The 17,588-nt window shown below is 61.9% G+C and carries 18 protein-coding genes; 8 read left to right on the top strand and 10 right to left on the bottom strand.

The features are described from left to right. Positions 1-701 precede the first annotated feature (701 nt). A complete protein-coding gene (locus F7R20_RS15770; protein WP_003197302.1) occupies positions 702-1,466 on the top strand; it encodes an SDR family oxidoreductase in 765 nt (254 codons plus the stop codon). Positions 1,467-1,584: 118 nt separating this feature from the next. Here F7R20_RS15770 and F7R20_RS15765 read toward each other — a convergent pair whose 3' ends face one another. The 7 genes from F7R20_RS15765 to F7R20_RS15735 form a co-directional block, all read right to left on the bottom strand. Beyond that, a complete protein-coding gene (locus F7R20_RS15765) occupies positions 1,585-2,718 on the bottom strand; it encodes an AGE family epimerase/isomerase (RefSeq protein ID WP_003197305.1) in 1,134 nt (377 codons plus the stop codon). A gap of 228 nt (positions 2,719-2,946) precedes the next feature. After that, positions 2,947-3,519: a HupE/UreJ family protein gene (locus F7R20_RS15760; RefSeq protein WP_003197307.1), complete on the bottom strand. Its 573-nt coding sequence runs from the start codon at positions 3,517-3,519 to the stop codon at positions 2,947-2,949. Positions 3,520-3,551: 32 nt separating this feature from the next. Continuing rightward, on the bottom strand, positions 3,552-4,166 hold the full coding sequence (gene ureG / locus F7R20_RS15755; protein ID WP_003197309.1) for an urease accessory protein UreG: 615 nt from the start codon (positions 4,164-4,166) through the stop codon (positions 3,552-3,554). Between the two features lie 9 nt (positions 4,167-4,175). Next, a complete protein-coding gene (locus F7R20_RS15750; protein WP_003197311.1) occupies positions 4,176-4,865 on the bottom strand; it encodes an urease accessory protein UreF in 690 nt (229 codons plus the stop codon). Next, positions 4,862-5,362 (bottom strand): urease accessory protein UreE, encoded by a 501-nt coding sequence (gene ureE / locus F7R20_RS15745; protein WP_003197313.1) that lies wholly within the window; start codon positions 5,360-5,362, stop codon positions 4,862-4,864. The genes F7R20_RS15750 and ureE overlap by 4 nt, the downstream gene beginning before the upstream one ends. Before the next feature lie 258 nt (positions 5,363-5,620). Continuing rightward, a complete protein-coding gene (locus F7R20_RS15740; RefSeq protein WP_003197315.1) occupies positions 5,621-6,253 on the bottom strand; it encodes a TetR family transcriptional regulator in 633 nt (210 codons plus the stop codon). A 157-nt stretch (positions 6,254-6,410) separates the two neighbouring features. Further along, entirely contained in the window at positions 6,411-6,983 is a 573-nt protein-coding gene (locus tag F7R20_RS15735; RefSeq protein WP_003197317.1) for a hypothetical protein, read from the bottom strand. 376 nt (positions 6,984-7,359) lie between these two features. On the opposite strand from F7R20_RS15735, the gene F7R20_RS15730 reads away from it, so the two are divergent. Beyond that, positions 7,360-9,435 (top strand): AsmA family protein, encoded by a 2,076-nt coding sequence (locus tag F7R20_RS15730; RefSeq protein WP_003197318.1) that lies wholly within the window; start codon positions 7,360-7,362, stop codon positions 9,433-9,435. A 119-nt stretch (positions 9,436-9,554) separates the two neighbouring features. Here the strand turns inward: F7R20_RS15730 and F7R20_RS15725 are convergent, their stop codons facing one another. Together F7R20_RS15725 and F7R20_RS15720 are read right to left on the bottom strand one after the other, a co-directional pair. Continuing rightward, entirely contained in the window at positions 9,555-10,085 is a 531-nt protein-coding gene (locus F7R20_RS15725) for a ferritin-like domain-containing protein (RefSeq protein ID WP_003197320.1), read from the bottom strand. A gap of 57 nt (positions 10,086-10,142) precedes the next feature. Beyond that, a complete protein-coding gene (locus F7R20_RS15720) occupies positions 10,143-11,084 on the bottom strand; it encodes a LysR substrate-binding domain-containing protein (RefSeq protein ID WP_003197322.1) in 942 nt (313 codons plus the stop codon). Between the two features lie 136 nt (positions 11,085-11,220). Here F7R20_RS15720 and F7R20_RS15715 point away from each other — a divergent pair, with 136 nt between their 5' ends. From F7R20_RS15715 to F7R20_RS15700, 4 genes are all read left to right on the top strand, one after another. After that, the gene (locus F7R20_RS15715) at positions 11,221-11,859 is read left to right on the top strand and encodes an FMN-dependent NADH-azoreductase (protein WP_003197325.1); all 639 of its coding nucleotides are present in this window, start codon (positions 11,221-11,223) and stop codon (positions 11,857-11,859) included. A gap of 119 nt (positions 11,860-11,978) precedes the next feature. Continuing rightward, the gene (locus F7R20_RS15710) at positions 11,979-12,869 is read left to right on the top strand and encodes an esterase/lipase family protein (protein ID WP_003197326.1); all 891 of its coding nucleotides are present in this window, start codon (positions 11,979-11,981) and stop codon (positions 12,867-12,869) included. Between the two features lie 196 nt (positions 12,870-13,065). Further along, the gene (locus tag F7R20_RS15705; protein WP_003197329.1) at positions 13,066-13,353 is read left to right on the top strand and encodes a PsiF family protein; all 288 of its coding nucleotides are present in this window, start codon (positions 13,066-13,068) and stop codon (positions 13,351-13,353) included. 158 nt (positions 13,354-13,511) lie between these two features. Beyond that, positions 13,512-14,525: an AI-2E family transporter gene (locus F7R20_RS15700; RefSeq protein WP_003197331.1), complete on the top strand. Its 1,014-nt coding sequence runs from the start codon at positions 13,512-13,514 to the stop codon at positions 14,523-14,525. Positions 14,526-14,593: 68 nt separating this feature from the next. Here F7R20_RS15700 and F7R20_RS15695 read toward each other — a convergent pair whose 3' ends face one another. Beyond that, positions 14,594-15,868 carry an Hsp70 family protein gene (locus F7R20_RS15695; protein WP_003197332.1) on the bottom strand — a complete coding sequence of 425 codons (1,275 nt, stop codon included), beginning with the start codon at positions 15,866-15,868 and terminating at the stop codon, positions 14,594-14,596. Positions 15,869-16,163: 295 nt separating this feature from the next. Here F7R20_RS15695 and F7R20_RS15690 point away from each other — a divergent pair, with 295 nt between their 5' ends. Continuing rightward, complete coding sequence (locus tag F7R20_RS15690) at positions 16,164-17,102, top strand: DnaJ C-terminal domain-containing protein (RefSeq protein ID WP_003197335.1); 939 nt, start codon at positions 16,164-16,166, stop codon at positions 17,100-17,102. A gap of 161 nt (positions 17,103-17,263) precedes the next feature. Beyond that, positions 17,264-17,563: a chaperone modulator CbpM gene (locus tag F7R20_RS15685; protein WP_003197337.1), complete on the top strand. Its 300-nt coding sequence runs from the start codon at positions 17,264-17,266 to the stop codon at positions 17,561-17,563. Positions 17,564-17,588 lie beyond the last annotated feature (25 nt).

Genomic DNA, 17,588 nt, shown 5'->3' with positions numbered 1-17,588 from the left:
CAAGCTCGCTCCCACAGGGTTTTTATGCGTTTTTGCAATTGTGGACAACAATCCTGAACCCTTGCGAAACCGCGACATAAAGTCGCCGCAAACAGTTGTTTTGTCACGGTTTTGACTTGTCCCCGTTTGCTGTGGAGCTGGCTGTGGGTAACGTGGGAGTAGCTGGCTGCGAGCCTTTGAATACGTGGCTTCCAGGGCTGTGGTTGTTTTTTGATCAGGCGTTTTTGCTCAAGCGGGAGTGACGGTTGTCAACACTTTTATGAGCGCCGCAATGGACTCGAAAATCGGTGGGCAAGCCTGTGGATAAGTCTGTGATTAAACTCTGGAAAGACCGCGCTGAGCACCGTCGTTACTGGCTTGGAGCCATCGCCCATCTCGCGTTGGCTTATAGCAGATAACTTGCGCTGCACAACCTCACTTGCAGGGTCAAGCGAAAAAATTTTCCAAATACCCCGCAAAGCCTTATGCACAGCGGCTTGCAGGTTTTGCACTTGCCCCCGATTACTGTGGACGTGCCTGTGGATAAGGTGCGGGCAACCGGCTGCGGCCCTTGTTTGGCAAGGCCTGGCGTTGATTGGTTGTTTTATGAGCAGTCGTGGGGCAAAAGCCGTGTGCAAGTCTTGCTCCTACCGTGCCAGGGCGGGCATGCTGTGGGCCGATTTCCATTCAATGGCTGTTGAAGTTCAAACAAGGAGAACACGATGTCTGACACCCTGTTTATTACCGGCGCGACGTCCGGTTTTGGTGAAGCCTGTGCCCGTCGTTTTGCCGAGGCCGGTTGGAAACTGGTGCTGACCGGTCGTCGTGAAGAACGCCTCAATGCCCTCTGTGCCGAGCTGTCGAAGCAGACTGAAGTCCATGGCTTGGTTTTGGACGTGCGTGATCGCAAGGCCATGGAAGAGGCAATCGCCAACCTGCCGCCATCCTTCGCCAAATTGCGCGGGCTGATCAACAACGCCGGCCTGGCCCTGGGCGTCGACCCGGCACCCAAGTGCGACCTCGATGACTGGGACACCATGGTCGACACCAATGTAAAAGGGCTGATCTACAGCACTCGCCTGCTGTTGCCGCGCCTGATCGCCCACGGCCGTGGGGCCGGGATCGTCAACCTGGGCTCCATCGCCGGCAACTACCCGTACCCGGGCAGCCACGTGTATGGCGCGAGCAAGGCGTTCGTCAAACAGTTCTCCCTGAACCTGCGTTGCGACCTGCAAGGCACGGGCGTGCGGGTGAGCAATATTGAGCCGGGCCTGTGCGAGAGCGAGTTCTCCCTGGTGCGCTTCGGTGGCGACCAGGAGCGCTACAACGCGACCTACGCCGGCGCCGAGCCGATCCAGCCACAGGACATCGCCGATACGATTTTCTGGGTGCTCAATGCGCCAGCGCACATCAACATCAACAGCCTGGAGCTGATGCCGGTGAGCCAGACCTGGGCCGGGTTTGCCATTGAACGCAACAAAACATAAGAGCGCGTTATCGTTCATCGCGGGCAAGCCTTGCTCCCACAGGTTTGATTCATCTCTGAGAGCAGGGCTGCTCAAATCCCTGTGGGAGCAAGGCTTGCCCGCGATAGCGGTTTGCCAATCAGCCTAGATAATCGGCTAGCCCGCGATAGCAGGTCAGCAGGTGATACGGCGTGGTGGACGGCATGTCCCGGCGGCTGACGATGCCGTCGGCGTCCAGGCATTCGTTCCAGCCCTTGGCATGCAGGAAATGCTGCTGCAGCGCCTGCAATTGACGCAGCAGCAATCCTTGGCTGCCCGGGCGCAAGGTGAGTGCCCGCAAGTATTCCGCCTGGGCCCAGATGCGTTGGGTGGCATCGCGTGGGCCTGCCTGGGACCCCAAGGCCAGCATTGCACACACAGCGCCGGAGTCCGGGGCTACGCCGCGCTGTTCGGTATGGCCGAAGCTGTGCTCCAGGGCTGTGTGCAACTTGCCGTTGCGCAACAGGGGCGATGAGGCCAGCAAGTAATACCATTCGAACTGGTGTCCCGGTTCGAACCAGTTATCCACAGCCTTGAGCGGCTTCTCCATCATCACGCGTTGCTGCGGCTCGATGAACTGCTTGGACATCCCGTCGCAAAGGCTCAGCAACGCCTGGCGGACGTTGGCGTCTTCGCGAACCGACAGGGTGGCGAGGAACGCTTCGGCCAGGTGCATCAAGGGGTTTTGCAACGGGCCGGATCCGGTCGTCGACCAGTCGCGCTTGAGGCTGGCTTCGTAGAGCCCGTCTGCGCTGGCAAAGCGCTGGGCAATGACCTCCAGGCTCGCGTTGAGCACTGACTCCACCAGCGGTTCGCGGACCTTGCCCCAGTAATGGGCGCAGGCGAACAGGATAAAGGCGTGGGTGTAGAGGTCTTTGCCGGTGTCCAGCGGCGCGCCTTGCGGGTCGATGCTGTAGAACCAGCCGCCGTGTTCGGCATCGTGGAAATGACGCTGCAGCGAGCGGAACAGTGCACTGGCTCGCTCCTCGGCCTGGGGCACTTCGCCGATCAGGCTGGCGAACACATACAACTGCCGCGCACAGGCCATGGCGCGGTAACGCTGGGGTGGCAGCGGCACATGTTCTGCATCCAGGGATTCATAGGGCAACGCCAGTTCGGCATTCCAGCCCGGGCCTTGCCACATCGGCACGATCACGTCGTGAAAATGCTGACGCACCGTTGCGAACAGGGCGGTCAATTCAGGCTGGGGAGTGGGGCGGGAAGCATGAGGCATTGGCGGACGTCGTCACGGCTGGGGGCGATTGCGCGACATGGTAGCAGAGTGACCGACTTCAGAGAGATGGCGCCTGCAAGTCCGTCATCGCGAGCAAGCTCGCTCCCACAGGGTGCGGTGTACACCGATTAAAGTGTGGAAGCAGGCTGGCTCCCACAGGGGCTGGTGTACCCGATCAACTGTGGGAGCGAGCTTGCTCGCGATAGCGGCCTGGCAGGCGCTAAAGAATCAGCCCGCCAGCAACCAGACCCCAGCCGCCGCCGAAGCTGCCCCGGCCAATCGAACCAATGGAGCCGCCGCTCGTGGCAGCACCCGCACCAGGGCAAACCCGGCGCCATGCAGCGCCGCTGTCGCCGCGACGAACCCTGCCGCATAGGCCCACGGGCTCGACATGTCCGGCAGTTCCAAGCCATGGGCCACGCCATGGAACAGCGCAAACAGTGCCGTCGCACCGACTGCCAGGCTCAACGGCGGACGCACCGCCAGTGCCACCGCCAGGCCCAGGGCGAGTACCGAGGCGGCGATCCCGCTTTCCAACGCTGGCAGGTCCAGGCCTTCAAAGCCCAGCAGGCCGCCGAGCAGCATCGTACCGACGAAGGTGCATGGCAGCGCCCAGCGCGCGGCACCTTGTTGTTGTGCGGCCCACAAACCGACCGCCAGCATCGCCAGCAAGTGGTCGAGCCCGCCGATGGGGTGGCCGAGGCCGGCGATCAGGCCATTGTCGCCATGGCCGGGATGGGCGAAGGCCAGGGCTGGGGTCAGCAGCAGGGCGAGGGCGCCGAGAATGCGTTTGAAGGTCATGGATAAGCTTCCTTGTGGTCAGTCGGAAAAAATCAGGCGGCGGTCAGCAGGCCCTGGCGCTCGATGAACGCAATGATGTCGTCCAGGCCCTGGCCGGTCTTCTGGTTGCTGAACACGAAGGGCTTGCCGTTGCGCATCCGCCGGGTGTCGCTGTCCATCATTTCCAGGGACGCCCCCACCAGCGGTGCCAGGTCGATTTTATTGATCACCAGCAAGTCGGATTTGCAGATGCCCGGCCCGCCCTTGCGCGGCAGCTTGTCACCGGCCGAGACGTCGATCACATAGATGGTCAGGTCCGACAGCTCCGGGCTGAAGGTCGCCGACAGGTTGTCGCCGCCCGACTCCACCAGAATCAGGTCCAAGCCCGGGAAGCGCCGGTTCAACTGGTCCACCGCCTCCAGGTTGATCGACGCATCTTCGCGAATCGCCGTGTGCGGGCAGCCGCCGGTTTCCACGCCGATGATCCGCTCCGGCGCCAGGGCCTCGTTGCGCACCAGGAAGTCGGCGTCTTCGCGGGTATAGATGTCGTTGGTGACCACTGCCAGGTTGTAGCGTTCACGTAGCGCCAGGCACAGGGCCAGGGTCAGGGCGGTCTTGCCGGAACCTACCGGGCCGCCGATACCGACGCGCAGAGGTTGTGTATTCATGAGTGTCTCCTAGGAACGGAACAGACGGCTGTACTGGCGCTCATGGGCCATGCACGCCAGGGACAGGCCAAATGCGGCGCTGCCGTAATGGTCGGGGTCGATGTTCGAGGCGTTGTGCTGGGCCTGTTGCAGCAGCGGCAGCAGCTCGCTGGTCAGGCGTTGGGCGGCTTGCTGGCCCAGAGGCAGGGTTTTCATCAGCACCGCCAGTTGGTTTTCCAGCCAGCTCCACAGCCAGGCGGCGAGGGCGTCCTGGGGAGCGATGTGCCAGGCGCGCGCCGCCAGGGCCCAGCACAGCGCCAGGTGCGGCTCGCTGCGTTGTTGGAGACTGAGCTGTTCAAGAAAACCGCGCGCGGCACCGTCGAGTTCCGGCAGGCCGGCAAGCAGTTGCTGCAACGAGTAGCCCATCTGCCGGCTCTCCTGATACAGCTCACGGGTTTCCCGGCTGGCGCGATGTTCTTCGCAATGCAGCAGCAGGGCGTCCCAATCGTCAGCGGCGGCTGCGCTGCAGTGCGCCAGCAACAAGGGCGCTTCGAAACGCGCCAGGTTCAGCAGCAGTTGATCGCTGATCCAGCGACGGGCGTCGTCGGGATTCTTGACCTGGCCGTTGTCCACCGCCATCTCCAGTCCCTGGGAATAGCTGTAGCCGCCAATCGGCAGCTGCGGGCTGGCCAGACGCAGCAGCGCCCAGGCCGGGTTCATGTGCGCACGCCAAACTGATGCAGGCGCGGCGCGTAGTTGAAATCTTCGTCGCCGTGCCGGGAGTGATGGTGACCGCCGCCATAGGCGCCGTGTTCCGGCTGGAACGGGGCTTCGATGGATTCGGCGCGGGCGCCCAATTGTTCGAGCATCGCCTTGAGCACGTAGTCGTCCAGCAGGCGCAACCAGCCATCGCCCACTTGTAAGGCGACATGGCGATTGCCCAGGTGATAGGCGGCGCGGGTCAGTTCGAAGGCGTTGGCGCAGGTGACATGCAGCAGTTGTTCGGCGCGGGCGCAAACGCGTACGACGCGCCCATCTTCAGCTTGCAGGCATTCGCCGTCGTACAGCGGCGGTTGGCCTCGTTCCAGGAACAACCCCACATCTTCACCCTCGGCACTGAAACAGCGCAGGCGGCTTTTGCTGCGGGCGTCAAAGGTCAGGTGCAGCTCGGCGTCCCAGCGCGGTTGAGTGTCGATTCTGCGATGAATCACCAGCATCGGAGTGCTTCCAGCAATGAACAGTGCTGTGTTTAGAGCAAGGGGCTTGCCAACCGAATGATATGTAGGAAATAGCTGGGATTGCGTTTCAGGATGGGGCGGATTGCGTGCCATGTTGGTGCGTGACGGGCTGCCGCGCACCATTTTGCGTCTTGCACAAAAAACCTGTGGGAGCGATAGCGGTCTTTCAGCGGCATTGATGGTGGCTGACCCACCGCTATCGCGAGCAGGCTCGCTCCCACAGTGGGTACATCGGGGTTATTCGGTACTGCCCAGCCCTTGCCAATGCTTGAGGCCAATAAAGATGAACCGCAGTTGCTGGGTAATCTTCGCCTGGGGCGTGAGGTGTTCGGGGAGGGCTTGGGCGGGTGGGTCGATGATGTCCGGCAGGGTGGCGAACACGCTCTTGACGATGAGATCGGCCATCACGCCCAGGGCGGCCAGGTCCAGGTGCTGCAACTTGGGCATCAAGGCCAGGTCGGCTGCCAGGTCCGAACTGATGTATTCGCGCAGTTGGGCGATGGCCTGGCGCACCGGCAGGGAGCCGCCGTATTGCTCGCGGGCCAGGAACAGGAACTGCGATCGGTTGGCCTGCACCACATCGAGAAAGATCCGCACTGACGCGTCGATAATACCGCCCATGACGAATTCGTTGTGGCGTACCAGGCGGATGGTTTCGCGGAAGGTCTGGCCGACTTCACTGACCAGTGCCAGGCCCAGTTGGTCCATGTCGTCGAAGTGCCGGTAGAACCCGGTGGGCACGATGCCTGCCGTCTTGGCGACTTCCCGCAGGCTCAGGCTGCCGAACCCCCGGCCGCACTCCATCAAATGGCGGGCTGCGTCCATCAGGGCAATTCGGGTCTGTTGTTTCTGTTCGGCGCGGGGCAGCATCGCAAGGCTGGCTTCTGATTCACGGGAGCGACGCACTCTAGCAAATCGGCTTTGCCGACGTCGAACGGTAGAGAGGGATCAGGCGGGGAAAACGAAGTGCTTGAAAAGTCAAAAGCCCGATTGCAGGAATCGGGCTTTTTTCAGGGCCGCCATGGGCTCAGCTCACTGCGCCGTTGCGTTCGATCACACGGTCACCACCGCCTTCGGCCACGGTATCGCCCATTTTAGTGCGGGAAGAACCGTCTTCGGCGAGGGTCTGGCCTGGAGTGCGGTCGGAACCGTCAGCTGCCAAGGTCTGGCCTGGAGTGCGGTCGGAACCGTCAGCTGCCAAGGTCTGGCCTGGAGTGCGGTCGGAACCGTCAGCTGCCAAGGTTTGGCCTGGAGTGCGGTCGGAACCGTCAGCTGCCAAGGTCTGGCCTGGAGTGCGGTCGGAACCGTCAGCTGCCAAGGTCTGGCCTGGAGTGCGGTCGGAACCGTCGGCTGCCAAGGTCTGGCCTGGAGTGCGGTCGGAACCATCAGCTGCAACGGTATCGCTTTGTTTGGTGCGGTCATAACCGTCCTCAGCGAGACCTTTTTCTTCCAGGCGATCACGGCCGCCTTCGGCAACAGTCTGGCTGTAGACAGAATGGCTGTCCTTGACCTGTGGCGTGGCTTGTTCGGAAGCTGGCAATGCAAAGGCAGTCGAGGCCAGCAGTGAAAGGGACAGGCTCATCAGTAATTGGCGTTTCATGATCGTTGCTCCTTGGGAGGGCGATAAAGTGGGTACGAGGGCAATGCTACTCTCGATAAGTCGATATAAAAGTTCATAAACGCAATGGTAATAATCAACGGAATTGATTGTTCTGGGCGAAGGCTCTAGAACGGGCGTTTCCGAGGTGTGGTTTTGCACCGAGGTGGGTATTTTGTACCCATCTCCGCCTCGCAAATGTGCGGGCGCGGTAACGGTTTGTTGGCTGATCGGTCAGGATTGTTGCTTTTTTTGTGCCGTTCATCGGCACCTGTGGGCCGCTTTGCCAGTCCAACCCTTCATAACGAACCGACTGCAGGGTCGTGTTCCCAGTGGCGTCGCGGTTGCGGACGCTGACTTGTCATCAGGAGCCTTGTGCATGACGCGCACCTCGAAAATCCTCGCCTGGAGCTTTGCCAGCCTTGTTGTCCTGCTGGCCGTGCTGGTCCTGGTCATCGCCTTCTTCGACTGGAACCGCATCAAGCCCACGCTCAATGCCAAGGTTTCCGAGGAGTTGCATCGCCCCTTTGCCATTAACGGCAACCTGGCGGTGGCCTGGCAGCGTGAGCCGGAGGAAGGGGGCTGGCGAGCCTGGTTGCCGTGGCCCCATGTGGTGGCCGAGGACTTGAGCCTGGGCAACCCGGAGTGGTCGAAAACTCCGCAAATGGTCACGCTAAAACGTGTTGAGTTGCGCGTGTCGCCCTTGGCCTTGCTGGCCCGGCGGGTAGCGATTCCGCGCATCGACCTGACGGAGCCCGACGCCAACCTGCAACGTCTGGCTGATGGGCGCGCCAACTGGACCTTCCAGTTCGATCCGAAAGACCCGGACGCCGAGCCGTCCAGCTGGGTGGTGGACATCGGTGCCATCGGCTTCGACAAAGGCCACGTCACCCTTGACGACCAGACGCTCAAGACCCGGCTCGACCTGTTGATCGACCCGTTGGGCAAACCCATCCCGTTCAGCGATATCGTCGGTGACAAGGCTGCCAAAAAAGCCCAGGACCAGGGCGCGACACCGCAGGACTACGCGTTCGCCTTCAAGGTCGACGGGCAGTATCATGGGCAAGCCCTGGCCGGCTCCGGCAAGGTTGGTGGTTTGCTGGCATTGCAGGATGCGTCACGACCCTTTCCGCTCCAGGCCCAGGCGAAGATCGCCGAGACCCGCGTCGAACTGGCCGGCACCCTCACCGACCCGATGAACCTCGGGGCCCTGGACTTGCGCTTGAAACTGGCTGGCAACAGCCTGGCCCATCTCTACCCGCTGACAGGCGTGACCCTGCCGGATTCGCCGCCTTATGCCACCGATGGCCGCTTGATTGCCAAGCTGCATGAGCCGGGTGGGGCGCTGTTTCGCTATGAGGCGTTCAACGGCAAGATCGGCGACAGCGATATCCATGGCGACCTGGCCTATGTCGCCAGCCAGCCCCGGCCGAAACTCAGTGGCGCGCTGGTCTCCAATCAACTGCTGTTCAGTGATCTGGCGCCGCTGATCGGTGCTGACTCCAATACCGAGCAAAAAGCCCGGGGCGGCGCCAGCAAGCAGCCGACCGGCAAGGTCTTGCCCGTGGAAGAGTTTCGCACCGAGCGCTGGAGCGTGATGGACGCCGATGTGGAGTTCACCGGCAAGCGCATCGTCCATAGCGAGCAGTTGCCGTTCACCGACCTTTACACCCATCTGGTGCTCAACGATGGGCAGTTGAGCCTCGAGCCCCTGCGCTTCGGCGTAGCCGGTGGCCGCCTCGATGCGCAGATCCGCCTCAACGGCCATACCCAGCCCCTTGAGGGCCAGGCCAAGCTGACGGCGCGCGGTTTCAAGCTCAAGCAGCTGTTCCCCGGTTTTGAGCCGATGAAAACCAGCTTCGGCGAATTGAACGGCGATGCCGATATCACCGGGCGCGGCAATTCGGTGGCGGCGTTGCTGGGCACCTCCAATGGCACGTTGAAAATGCTCATCAACGATGGCGCCATCAGTCGTGAGCTGATGGAGCTGGCGGGGCTGAACGTCGGCAACTACGTGGTGGGAAAAATCTTTGGCGACAAGGAAGTGAAGATCAACTGCGCGGCGGCGGACTTCGACATCAAGACGGGCCTGGCGACCACGCGCCTGTTCGTGTTCGATACCGAGAACGCGATCATCTACATCGACGGCACGGCGAACATGGCAAATGAACAGCTGGACCTGACCATCACCCCCGAGTCCAAGGGCTGGCGCCTGATTTCCCTGCGCTCGCCGTTGTACGTCCGCGGCCCGTTCGCCAAGCCCGCCGCCGGGGTCAAGGCGGTGCCGCTGATGCTGCGCGGCGCCGGGATGGTGGCGTTGGGTGTGATCGCTGCACCGGCCGCCGGCCTGCTCGCGCTGGTAGCGCCAAGCGGCGGTGAGCCGAACCAGTGCGCGCCGCTGCTGGAGCAGATGAAGGCGGGCAAGGCGCCGGTGACGGTCAAGCCGACCCGGTAGCCGAGCCTTGCAATGATACTGCCGGCCCCATCGCGAGCAGGCTCGCTCCCACATTCGACCGAGTTTCTTCAGGAAGAGTGCGGTCCCCTGTGGGAGCGAGCCTGCTCGCGATGGCGGTACTAGAGATCAGCCAGGATATCGGCCATGTCATCGGCATGCTCTTCTTCCTGGGCCAGGATGTCTTCGAAGATGCGCCGGGTGGTTGGGTCTTTTTCGCCGATGTACTGGATGATTTCCCGATAGCTGTCGATGGCGATCCGTTCGGCCACCAGGTCCTCGTACACCATTTCCTTGAGGGTGTTGCCCGCCACGTACTGGGCGTGGGAATTGCGGGTCAACAGGTCGGGGTTGAACTCCGGCTCGCCGCCCAATTGCACGATGCGTTCGGCGAGTTTGTCGGCGTGTTCGGCTTCCTGGTTCGCGTGCTCGAGGAATTCACTGGCCGCCACGCTGGCCTTGAGGCCGGTGGCCATGAAGTAGTGGCGCTTGTAGCGCAGCACGCAGACCAGTTCGGTGGCCAGCGCTTCGTTGAGCAGGCGGACAACTTCCTGCCGATCGGCGCCGTAGCCTTCGGTCACTGCGCCGTTCTGCACGTTCTGCCGTGCACGTTCGCGCAGGGTGGTTACATCGGATAAGTGCATGTCGCTCATCTCGTTCTCCTGGAGGCTGATCCGGTGGGAGCGTCACGCTCTGATGGCGCGATCACTCTAAGTCTGAGTGACACGGTCCTGAAAAAGTTTTACCGAGTTTTTCAGCGCATAGCCGGACAGCCGGGCTTCCTCCCCTAGCCACTGGAAGAACGCCCGTACCGGCGGATGGCGTTCGCGGCCCGGGACGCACAGGGCGCTGTAGCCGGCGCCATTGACCTGGACGTCCGGGCGATAGCCCACCAGCAAGCCGCTGGCGATGCTTTCAGAGGCCAGGATATTGCTCGCCAGCACCAGGCCCTGCCCGGCAATCGCCGCTTGCAAGGCATAATGCTCCTCGTCGTACTCGCGCATGCATGGCTGCCGGTTGAGCCAGTTCTCCCCGGCCTGGGCGCACCAGGCATCCCAGCCGTGGGCGTACAGCTTGGAGTTGTGCCAATGCACGCTGATCAGCGTCGGCACCTGCCGTGCCGCCAGGGCCACCTGTTCAGGCGAGCCATAGACCCCGAAGCTTTCATCGAACAGGCACATGCCGTACAGGTTCGGGTAGGCGTCCAGGCTGTAGCGCACCACCAGGTCGACGCTGGCGTCCTGGTGCAGGTCGATCACTTCGCAGTGGGTGTCCAGGCGCACGTTGATGTTCGGGTGACGCGCATAAAAACGTCCCAGGCGAGGCACCAGCCACAGGGCGGCAAACGCTGCGGTGGTGGACAGTGTCAGGTGGCTGTTGCTGCGTTGCGGGCGCAGGGTGTCGACGCTTTGCGCCACCTCCAGCAATGCCCCGTGCAGGCTGTGGAACAAGCGTTGCCCGCCGTCGGTGAGGCGTACCTGGCGTGGCAGGCGCTCGAACAGCACCAGCCCCAGCCAGGTCTCCAGGGATCGAATCTGATGGGAGACCGCCGTAGGCGTCACCGACAGCTCCGCCGCAGCCGCCTTGAAACTGAGCAGCCGCGCGGCTGCCTCGAAGGCACGCAGGGCGTTGAGCGGCAGGTTGGCGAACATTCTAATTCTCCTGAAATGCGATGGATGAAATTAACTCATCCAGATGAACTAACGCTCATTTGTCCGCCAGCGGCGACGAGCTTCAAGCTGCAAGGCACAAGCAGTGTTGATTGTAGCCGCATAAAAGGAGATTCAGATGAGTAAGATTCTTGTGGTACATGGCAGTCCCCGTGGCGAGCGCTCTCATTCCCGGCGCTTGGCCGAGGCCTTCGTTTCGGCGTGGCAGGCTGACCATCCGCAATCCCAATTGACCCGCCGCGAAGTCGGGCGGGCAGTGATTGCGCCGGTCAACGAAGCGTTCATCGCTGCGGCGTTCTACCCCGAGCCTCAGGCTCGACCGTTGATCATGCAAGCGGACCTGGCCCTGAGCGATGCCTTGGTCGAGGAGTTGCAAGCCCATGACCGATTGGTGATCTCCGCGCCGATGCACAACTTCAGCGTGCCCAGCGGCGTGAAGGCCTGGATCGACCAGATCGTGCGCATCGGGCTGACGTTCAACCACAGCCTGGATAACGGCGTGTCGCACTACGAGCCGCTGTTGCTGGGCAAGAAGGCGCTGATCGTGACCAGTCGCGGCGATTTCGGTTTCGGCCCCGGCGGCCAGCTGGAAAGCATGAACCACGCCGACACGCTGTTGCGCACCGTCCTGGGGTTTATCGGCATCACCGATGTGACGGTGGTGGCGGCCGAAGGCGAGGAGTCGGCCGAGCGCAGCTTTGCGTTGTCCTACGCCGAGGCCGAGGAGCGTTTGCTGGCGCTGGCGCGGACTTTTTGAAAAAGGGCTGCTGCACAGCCTAACGGGAGCAAGCTCCCTCGCCACGGATTCATCTGGGTGTCATAGACTGGTCATCATCGGTACCGATGCTGAGCCCTCTTGATCACAAGGATGTCGCCATGTCGCAACGCTGCGCCACTCGTTATCCGCTGGTACTGGTCCCGGGCATGCTCGGGTTCATACGCCTGGTGTTGTATCCGTACTGGTATGGGATCGTCTCGGCGTTGCGTCGCGGCGGGGCCGTGGTCGTGGCGGTGAAGGTTTCGCCGCTGCATTCTTCCGAGGTGCGCGGCGAGCAATTGCTGGCGCGGATCGAGGAGGTCCTGCGGCAAACCGGTGCGCAGAAAGTCAACCTGATCGGCCACAGCCAGGGCAGCCTCACCGCCCGCTATGCAGCCGCCAAACGCCCGGACCTGGTGGCGTCGGTCACGTCGGTGGCCGGCACCAACCACGGCTCCGAGCTGGCGGATTACCTGCAAGCCCATTACCCCGCCGACAGTGCCAAGGGGCGCGTGCTCAGTGCCGTGCTGCGCCTGATCAACGCCCTGATGAGCCTGCTGGAAACCGGTTATCGCGGGCCCAAGCTGCCGGTGGACATTCATGCGTCCCATGCCTCCCTGACCACCGCCGGGGTAGCGCTGTTCAACCAACGTTATCCACAGGGCTTGCCGCAAACCTGGGGCGGGAATGGACCGGAAGAGGTCAATGGCGTGCGTTATTACTCGTGGTCCGGCACCTTGCAGCCGGGCAAGACCGACAAGGGGCGCAACCTGTTCGACGGCACCAACCGCAGCTGCCGTTTATTTGCGCGTACGTTTGTGAGGGAAGCGGGGCAATGCGACGGCATGGTCGGACGCTACAGCTCGCACCTGGGCACCGTCATCGGCGATGACTATCCGCTGGACCACTTCGATATCGTCAACCAATCGCTGGGGTTGGTGGGCAAGGGGGCCGAGCCGATCCGGTTGTTTGTCGAGCATGCCGAGCGGTTGAAGGCTGCCGGGGTGTAACCCGCTGGACCGCGTTATCGTTCATCGCGAGCAAGCTCGCTCCCACATTGATGGTGTACACACTCCCCTGTGGGAGCGAGCTTGCTCGCGATGGCGGTAGCTCAGGCACAGAGGAGCAACCTGGTGAAGGTGTAACAGGCTTTGTCTACACTGCACCTCATCGCCACACCCTCGTGTGGCAGCCAGGAGAAACATCATGAAGATGCTGCGTGTCCCTTTGTTGATGATCGGTTTGCTACTGTGTTCCCAGGGCTTCGCCGCGACGGCGCAGCAGACCAAGATGACCACCTGCAACGCCGACGCCACCGCCAAGGCGCTCAAGGGCGACGAGCGCAAGGCCTTCATGAGCACCTGTCTCAAGGCTACCGCCGCACCGAGCACCCCGCAGGAGCGTATGAAAACCTGCAATGCCACGGCCACCACCCAGGCGTTGAAGGGCGATGCTCGCAAGGCGTTCATGAGTGAGTGCCTGAAGAAAAAATAAGCAGAGGATTTTCTGAAGCCTGTGCCGACGATAGGGTCGGCACAGCCACCGAAAAAAAACCCTGAACTGCGACCAAGGTCGGCCGATACAATCCTAGTGCTGCTAGTGGAAGGCTGGCAGACTGCCGATCCTTTCACGCCGTTTTGTCCTGAGGCTGTATGCCAACGTTTTCTCAGCGTCATGTATTGTTGGTGATCAGTTGGGTGATCATTTTTGGTGGGCTGTTGCTGGTGCTGCCGCTGCGCCTGTTGCCGAGCCTGCTGGCCGGGCTGCTGGTGTTCGAACTGGTCAACATGCTCACCCCGCAGCTGCAGCGACTGATCGAAGGCCGCCGCGCTCGCTGGTTGGCGGTAGCGTTGCTGGGCACGCTGGTGGTCAGTGTGCTGACGTTGATCTTCGCCGGCGCTTTCAGTTTCCTGCTGCATGAAGCGGAAAACCCGGGCGCGTCCCTGGACAAGTTCATGACCGTGGTCGACCGTGCCCGTGGGCAATTGCCGCCGTTCATCGACGCTTACCTGCCGGCCAGCGCTGCCGAGTTCCGGGTGGCGATCGGTGATTGGGTGAGCAAGCACCTGAGCGACCTGCAACTGGTGGGCAAGGACGCGGCCCATATGTTCGTGACGCTGCTGATCGGCATGGTGCTGGGGGCTATCGTTGCCCTGCAGCGCATCCCCGACCTGACCAAGCGCAAGCCCCTGGCCGCCGCGCTGTTCGATCGCCTGAACCTGCTGGTCAAGGCGTTTCGCAACATCGTCTTCGCCCAGATCAAGATTTCCCTGCTCAACACCTTTTTCACCGGGATTTTCCTGGCGGTGGTGCTGCCGCTGTTCGGCATCAAGCTACCGCTGACCAAGACCCTGATCGTGATGACCTTCCTGCTGGGGCTGCTACCGGTCATCGGCAACCTGATGTCCAACACACTGATCACCATTGTCGGCCTGTCGCTGTCGATCTGGGTGGCGGTGGCGGCGCTGGGTTACCTGATCGTGATCCACAAGCTCGAATACTTCCTCAACGCCCGCATCGTCGGCGGGCAGATCAGCGCCAAGTCCTGGGAATTGCTCATGGCGATGCTGGTGTTCGAAGCCGCATTCGGCCTGCCGGGGGTGGTGGCGGGGCCGATTTATTATGCGTATCTCAAGAGTGAGTTGAAGCAGGTGGGGATGGTCTGATCCGGTAGGCGTCGCCTGTTCTGACGTCATCGCGAGCCTGCTCGCGATGAACGCGCCGCAGAACTGGATCAGACCTGTGTGCCGTACCGCTTCATCGCCTCGATCGCCAACCCGCTGCCGATACTGCCGAAGATATTGCCTTCCACATGCTGCGCCTGGGGCAGCATCGCCGAGACGCTGTTGCGCAGCGCCGGGATGCCGCTGGAACCGCCGGTAAAGAACACCGTGTCCACCTGATCGACCCGCACGTTGGCATCGTTGAGCAACTGCGTGACGCTGCCGCGCACCCGCTCCAGCAAGCCGTCGATGGCCGATTCGAACAGTGCCCGGCTCAGGTCCACGCTCAGGCCCGGCTCGATCCGGTCCAGGAGCAAATGGCGCTGGTCGGCGTGGGTCAGCTCGATCTTGGTTTCTTCCACTTCCATCGCCAGCCAGTGCCCGGCGCGCTGTTCGATCAGTTTGAACAGCCGGTCGATGCCGCCAGTGTCTTCGATGTCGTAGCGCATGCTGCCCAGGGCGAGGGTGGATTTTTGCGAGTACACCGCGTTGATGGTGTGCCAGGTCGCCAGGTTCATGTGGTGACTGGTGGGCATGTAGGCGCCACTCTTCATGCGGCTGCCGTAGCCGAACAGCGGCATCAGGCCGGCCAGCGAGAGCTGCTTGTCGAAATCGGTCCCGCCGATGTGCACGCCACCGGTGGCGAGGATGTCGTCGTGGCGATTGTCGTGGGTGCGGCGCTCGGGGGACAGGCGCACCAGGGAGAAGTCCGAAGTACCGCCGCCGATGTCGACGATCAGCACCAGCTCTTCCTTCTCGATGGTCGATTCATAGTCGAATGCCGCCGCGATAGGTTCGTACTGGAACGAAACCTCCTTGAAACCGATGGCGCGGGCGACGTCGACCAAAGTGTTTTCCGCTTCCTGGTCGGCCATTTCATCGTCGTCGACGAAAAACACCGGGCGCCCCAGTACCACTTCTTCGAATTCCCGACCGGCGGTGGCTTCGGCGCGTTTCTTCAACTGGCCGATGAACAGCCCCAGCAGATCCTTGAACGGCATGGCCGTGCCCAACACGCTGGTGTCGTGCTTGATCAGCTTGGAGCCCAGCAGGCTCTTGAGCGAGCGCATCAGCCGGCCTTCGTAGCCTTCCAGGTATTCGTGCAGGGCCAGGCGGCCATACACCGGGCGACGTTCCTCGAGATTGAAAAAGACCACCGAAGGCAGGGTGATCTTGTCGTCCTCCAGCGCGATCAACGTTTCCATGCCGGGGCGCAGCCAGCCGACAGTGGAGTTGGACGTGCCAAAGTCGATGCCGCAGGCACGGGCCGGGGATGCGTTTTTCATGTCTTTCGGGTTCCAGTTGAAAAAACGGCCGCGCAGTGTATGTCAGTGTGGCGCGGATTCGAAGGCCGGTTATCTGCTAATTCGCAAACACCGGCCTTGAAAGACTGGCTTATACCCCCAAACTTGCTGGCATGGGCCTGGTAGCACACGGCGGTACAAGAACCGCCACCGGCTGCCGATAAACTTCTGACGCGCCGCCCGGTCACAAACCTTGAGATTGGTCAAACTCCGGGGCTTGTACCACGAGCATGCTGTGCATGGCGGTGCTATATCGATAACGGATGGTGATCCTTCAATGGACTTCAAAGACTATTACAAGATCCTGGGTGTCGAGCCGACGGCCGACGACGCCACGATCAAGGCCGCCTATCGCAAACTGGCGCGCAAGTACCACCCGGATGTGAGCAAGGAAAAGGACGCCGAGACCAAATTCAAGGACGTCTCCGAAGCCTATGAAGCGCTGAAAAGCGCCGACAAGCGCGCCGAATACGACGAACTGCGCCGCTACGGCCAGCACGGCCAGCCGTTCCAGGGACCACCGGGCTGGCAGAGCCGTGGTGGTTTTGGCGGCCAGGACACCGGGGACTTCTCGGACTTCTTCAGTTCGATCTTCGGCAATCGCGGGCCGGGTTTCGGTGGTGGGCAGTCAGGTCGCAGTGCCGGCCGTCGAGGACAAGACGTGGAAATGGAATTACCGATCTTCCTGGAAGAGACCCTGTCGAGCGAGTCGAAAAAGGTCAGCTTCCAGGTGCCGCAGTACAACGCGGCCGGCCAGCATGTGAGCAACACCAGTAAAAGCCTGAACGTGAAGATTCCGCTGGGGGTGACCGACGGCGAACGCATCCGCCTCAAGGGCCAGGGGGCGCCGGGTATCGGTGGCGGTGCCAATGGCGATTTGTACCTGACCATTCGTTTCGCGCCGCACCCCAAGTTCGACGTCGAAGGCCAGGACCTGATCATCACCTTGCCCCTGGCGCCGTGGGAACTGGCGCTGGGCACGGAAGTGGCGGTGCCGACCCTCACCGGCAAGATCAACCTCAAGGTCCCGGCCGGCAGCCAGAACGGCCAGCGCATGCGCGCCAAGGGCCACGGCCTGCGCAACAAGGCCGGCGAGCGCGGCTACCTGTTCGTGCAGCTCAAGGCCGTGATGCCAAAGACTGGCGATGAGGCGGTCAAGGCGTTGTGGGCGGAACTGGCGAAGAAAGCCGCGTTCGATCCGCGGGAGAACTTCTGAATACATCGCATGTGGGAGCAAGGCTTGCCCGCGATGAATGCAACTCGATCTCCAGGAGTTGAGGCGCCTCTGTCGCGAGCAAGCTTTGCTCCCACAGATTGGGTGTTCACAAGGGTAGACGGGGCTAGACTCGACAGTTAAAGCATTGGGAGAAGCAGACCATGAGCAACCCGATCATTGAACTGAACCTGAGGGAGTTCTGCGAGGCCGCTTCGTTGGCGGACATCCATGTCATCGAAATCGTCGAGCATGGGATCCTCGAGCCCGAAGGCACGGTGCCGACAGACTGGCGTTTCACCGATTACGAACTGCTCCTGGCCAAGCGTGCCGCCAAGCTGCATCACGACCTGGACCTGGAGTGGGAAGGCGTCGCCCTGGCCCTGGATTTGCTGGAAGAGGTCCAACAGTTGCGCACCGAGAATCGCCGGCTGCGACAGCAATTGAAACGCTGGGTGGGATAACGGCGGCGGGTCATATCCCGTCGAA

The organism is Pseudomonas brassicacearum subsp. brassicacearum (assembly GCF_008801605.1).
Lineage (GTDB): Bacteria > Pseudomonadota > Gammaproteobacteria > Pseudomonadales > Pseudomonadaceae > Aquipseudomonas > Aquipseudomonas brassicacearum.
The sequence above is the reverse complement of the archived record's forward strand: the minus strand, read 5'-3'. Positions and strand labels throughout refer to the sequence as shown.

Coding starts and splice junctions, on each gene's coding strand:
- F7R20_RS15750 (WP_003197311.1), bottom strand. CDS start 4,865: ATGAACCCGGCCTGGGCGCTGCTGCGTCTGGCCAGCCCGCAGCTGCCG.
- F7R20_RS15770 (WP_003197302.1), top strand. CDS start 702: ATGTCTGACACCCTGTTTATTACCGGCGCGACGTCCGGTTTTGGTGAA.
- F7R20_RS15730 (WP_003197318.1), top strand. CDS start 7,360: ATGACGCGCACCTCGAAAATCCTCGCCTGGAGCTTTGCCAGCCTTGTT.
- F7R20_RS15700 (WP_003197331.1), top strand. CDS start 13,512: ATGCCAACGTTTTCTCAGCGTCATGTATTGTTGGTGATCAGTTGGGTG.
- F7R20_RS15685 (WP_003197337.1), top strand. CDS start 17,264: ATGAGCAACCCGATCATTGAACTGAACCTGAGGGAGTTCTGCGAGGCC.
- F7R20_RS15715 (WP_003197325.1), top strand. CDS start 11,221: ATGAGTAAGATTCTTGTGGTACATGGCAGTCCCCGTGGCGAGCGCTCT.
- F7R20_RS15705 (WP_003197329.1), top strand. CDS start 13,066: ATGAAGATGCTGCGTGTCCCTTTGTTGATGATCGGTTTGCTACTGTGT.
- F7R20_RS15695 (WP_003197332.1), bottom strand. CDS start 15,868: ATGAAAAACGCATCCCCGGCCCGTGCCTGCGGCATCGACTTTGGCACG.
- F7R20_RS15725 (WP_003197320.1), bottom strand. CDS start 10,085: ATGAGCGACATGCACTTATCCGATGTAACCACCCTGCGCGAACGTGCA.
- F7R20_RS15740 (WP_003197315.1), bottom strand. CDS start 6,253: ATGCTGCCCCGCGCCGAACAGAAACAACAGACCCGAATTGCCCTGATG.
- ureE (WP_003197313.1), bottom strand. CDS start 5,362: ATGCTGGTGATTCATCGCAGAATCGACACTCAACCGCGCTGGGACGCC.
- F7R20_RS15760 (WP_003197307.1), bottom strand. CDS start 3,519: ATGACCTTCAAACGCATTCTCGGCGCCCTCGCCCTGCTGCTGACCCCA.
- F7R20_RS15765 (WP_003197305.1), bottom strand. CDS start 2,718: ATGCCTCATGCTTCCCGCCCCACTCCCCAGCCTGAATTGACCGCCCTG.
- F7R20_RS15690 (WP_003197335.1), top strand. CDS start 16,164: ATGGACTTCAAAGACTATTACAAGATCCTGGGTGTCGAGCCGACGGCC.
- ureG (WP_003197309.1), bottom strand. CDS start 4,166: ATGAATACACAACCTCTGCGCGTCGGTATCGGCGGCCCGGTAGGTTCC.
- F7R20_RS15710 (WP_003197326.1), top strand. CDS start 11,979: ATGTCGCAACGCTGCGCCACTCGTTATCCGCTGGTACTGGTCCCGGGC.
- F7R20_RS15720 (WP_003197322.1), bottom strand. CDS start 11,084: ATGTTCGCCAACCTGCCGCTCAACGCCCTGCGTGCCTTCGAGGCAGCC.
- F7R20_RS15735 (WP_003197317.1), bottom strand. CDS start 6,983: ATGAAACGCCAATTACTGATGAGCCTGTCCCTTTCACTGCTGGCCTCG.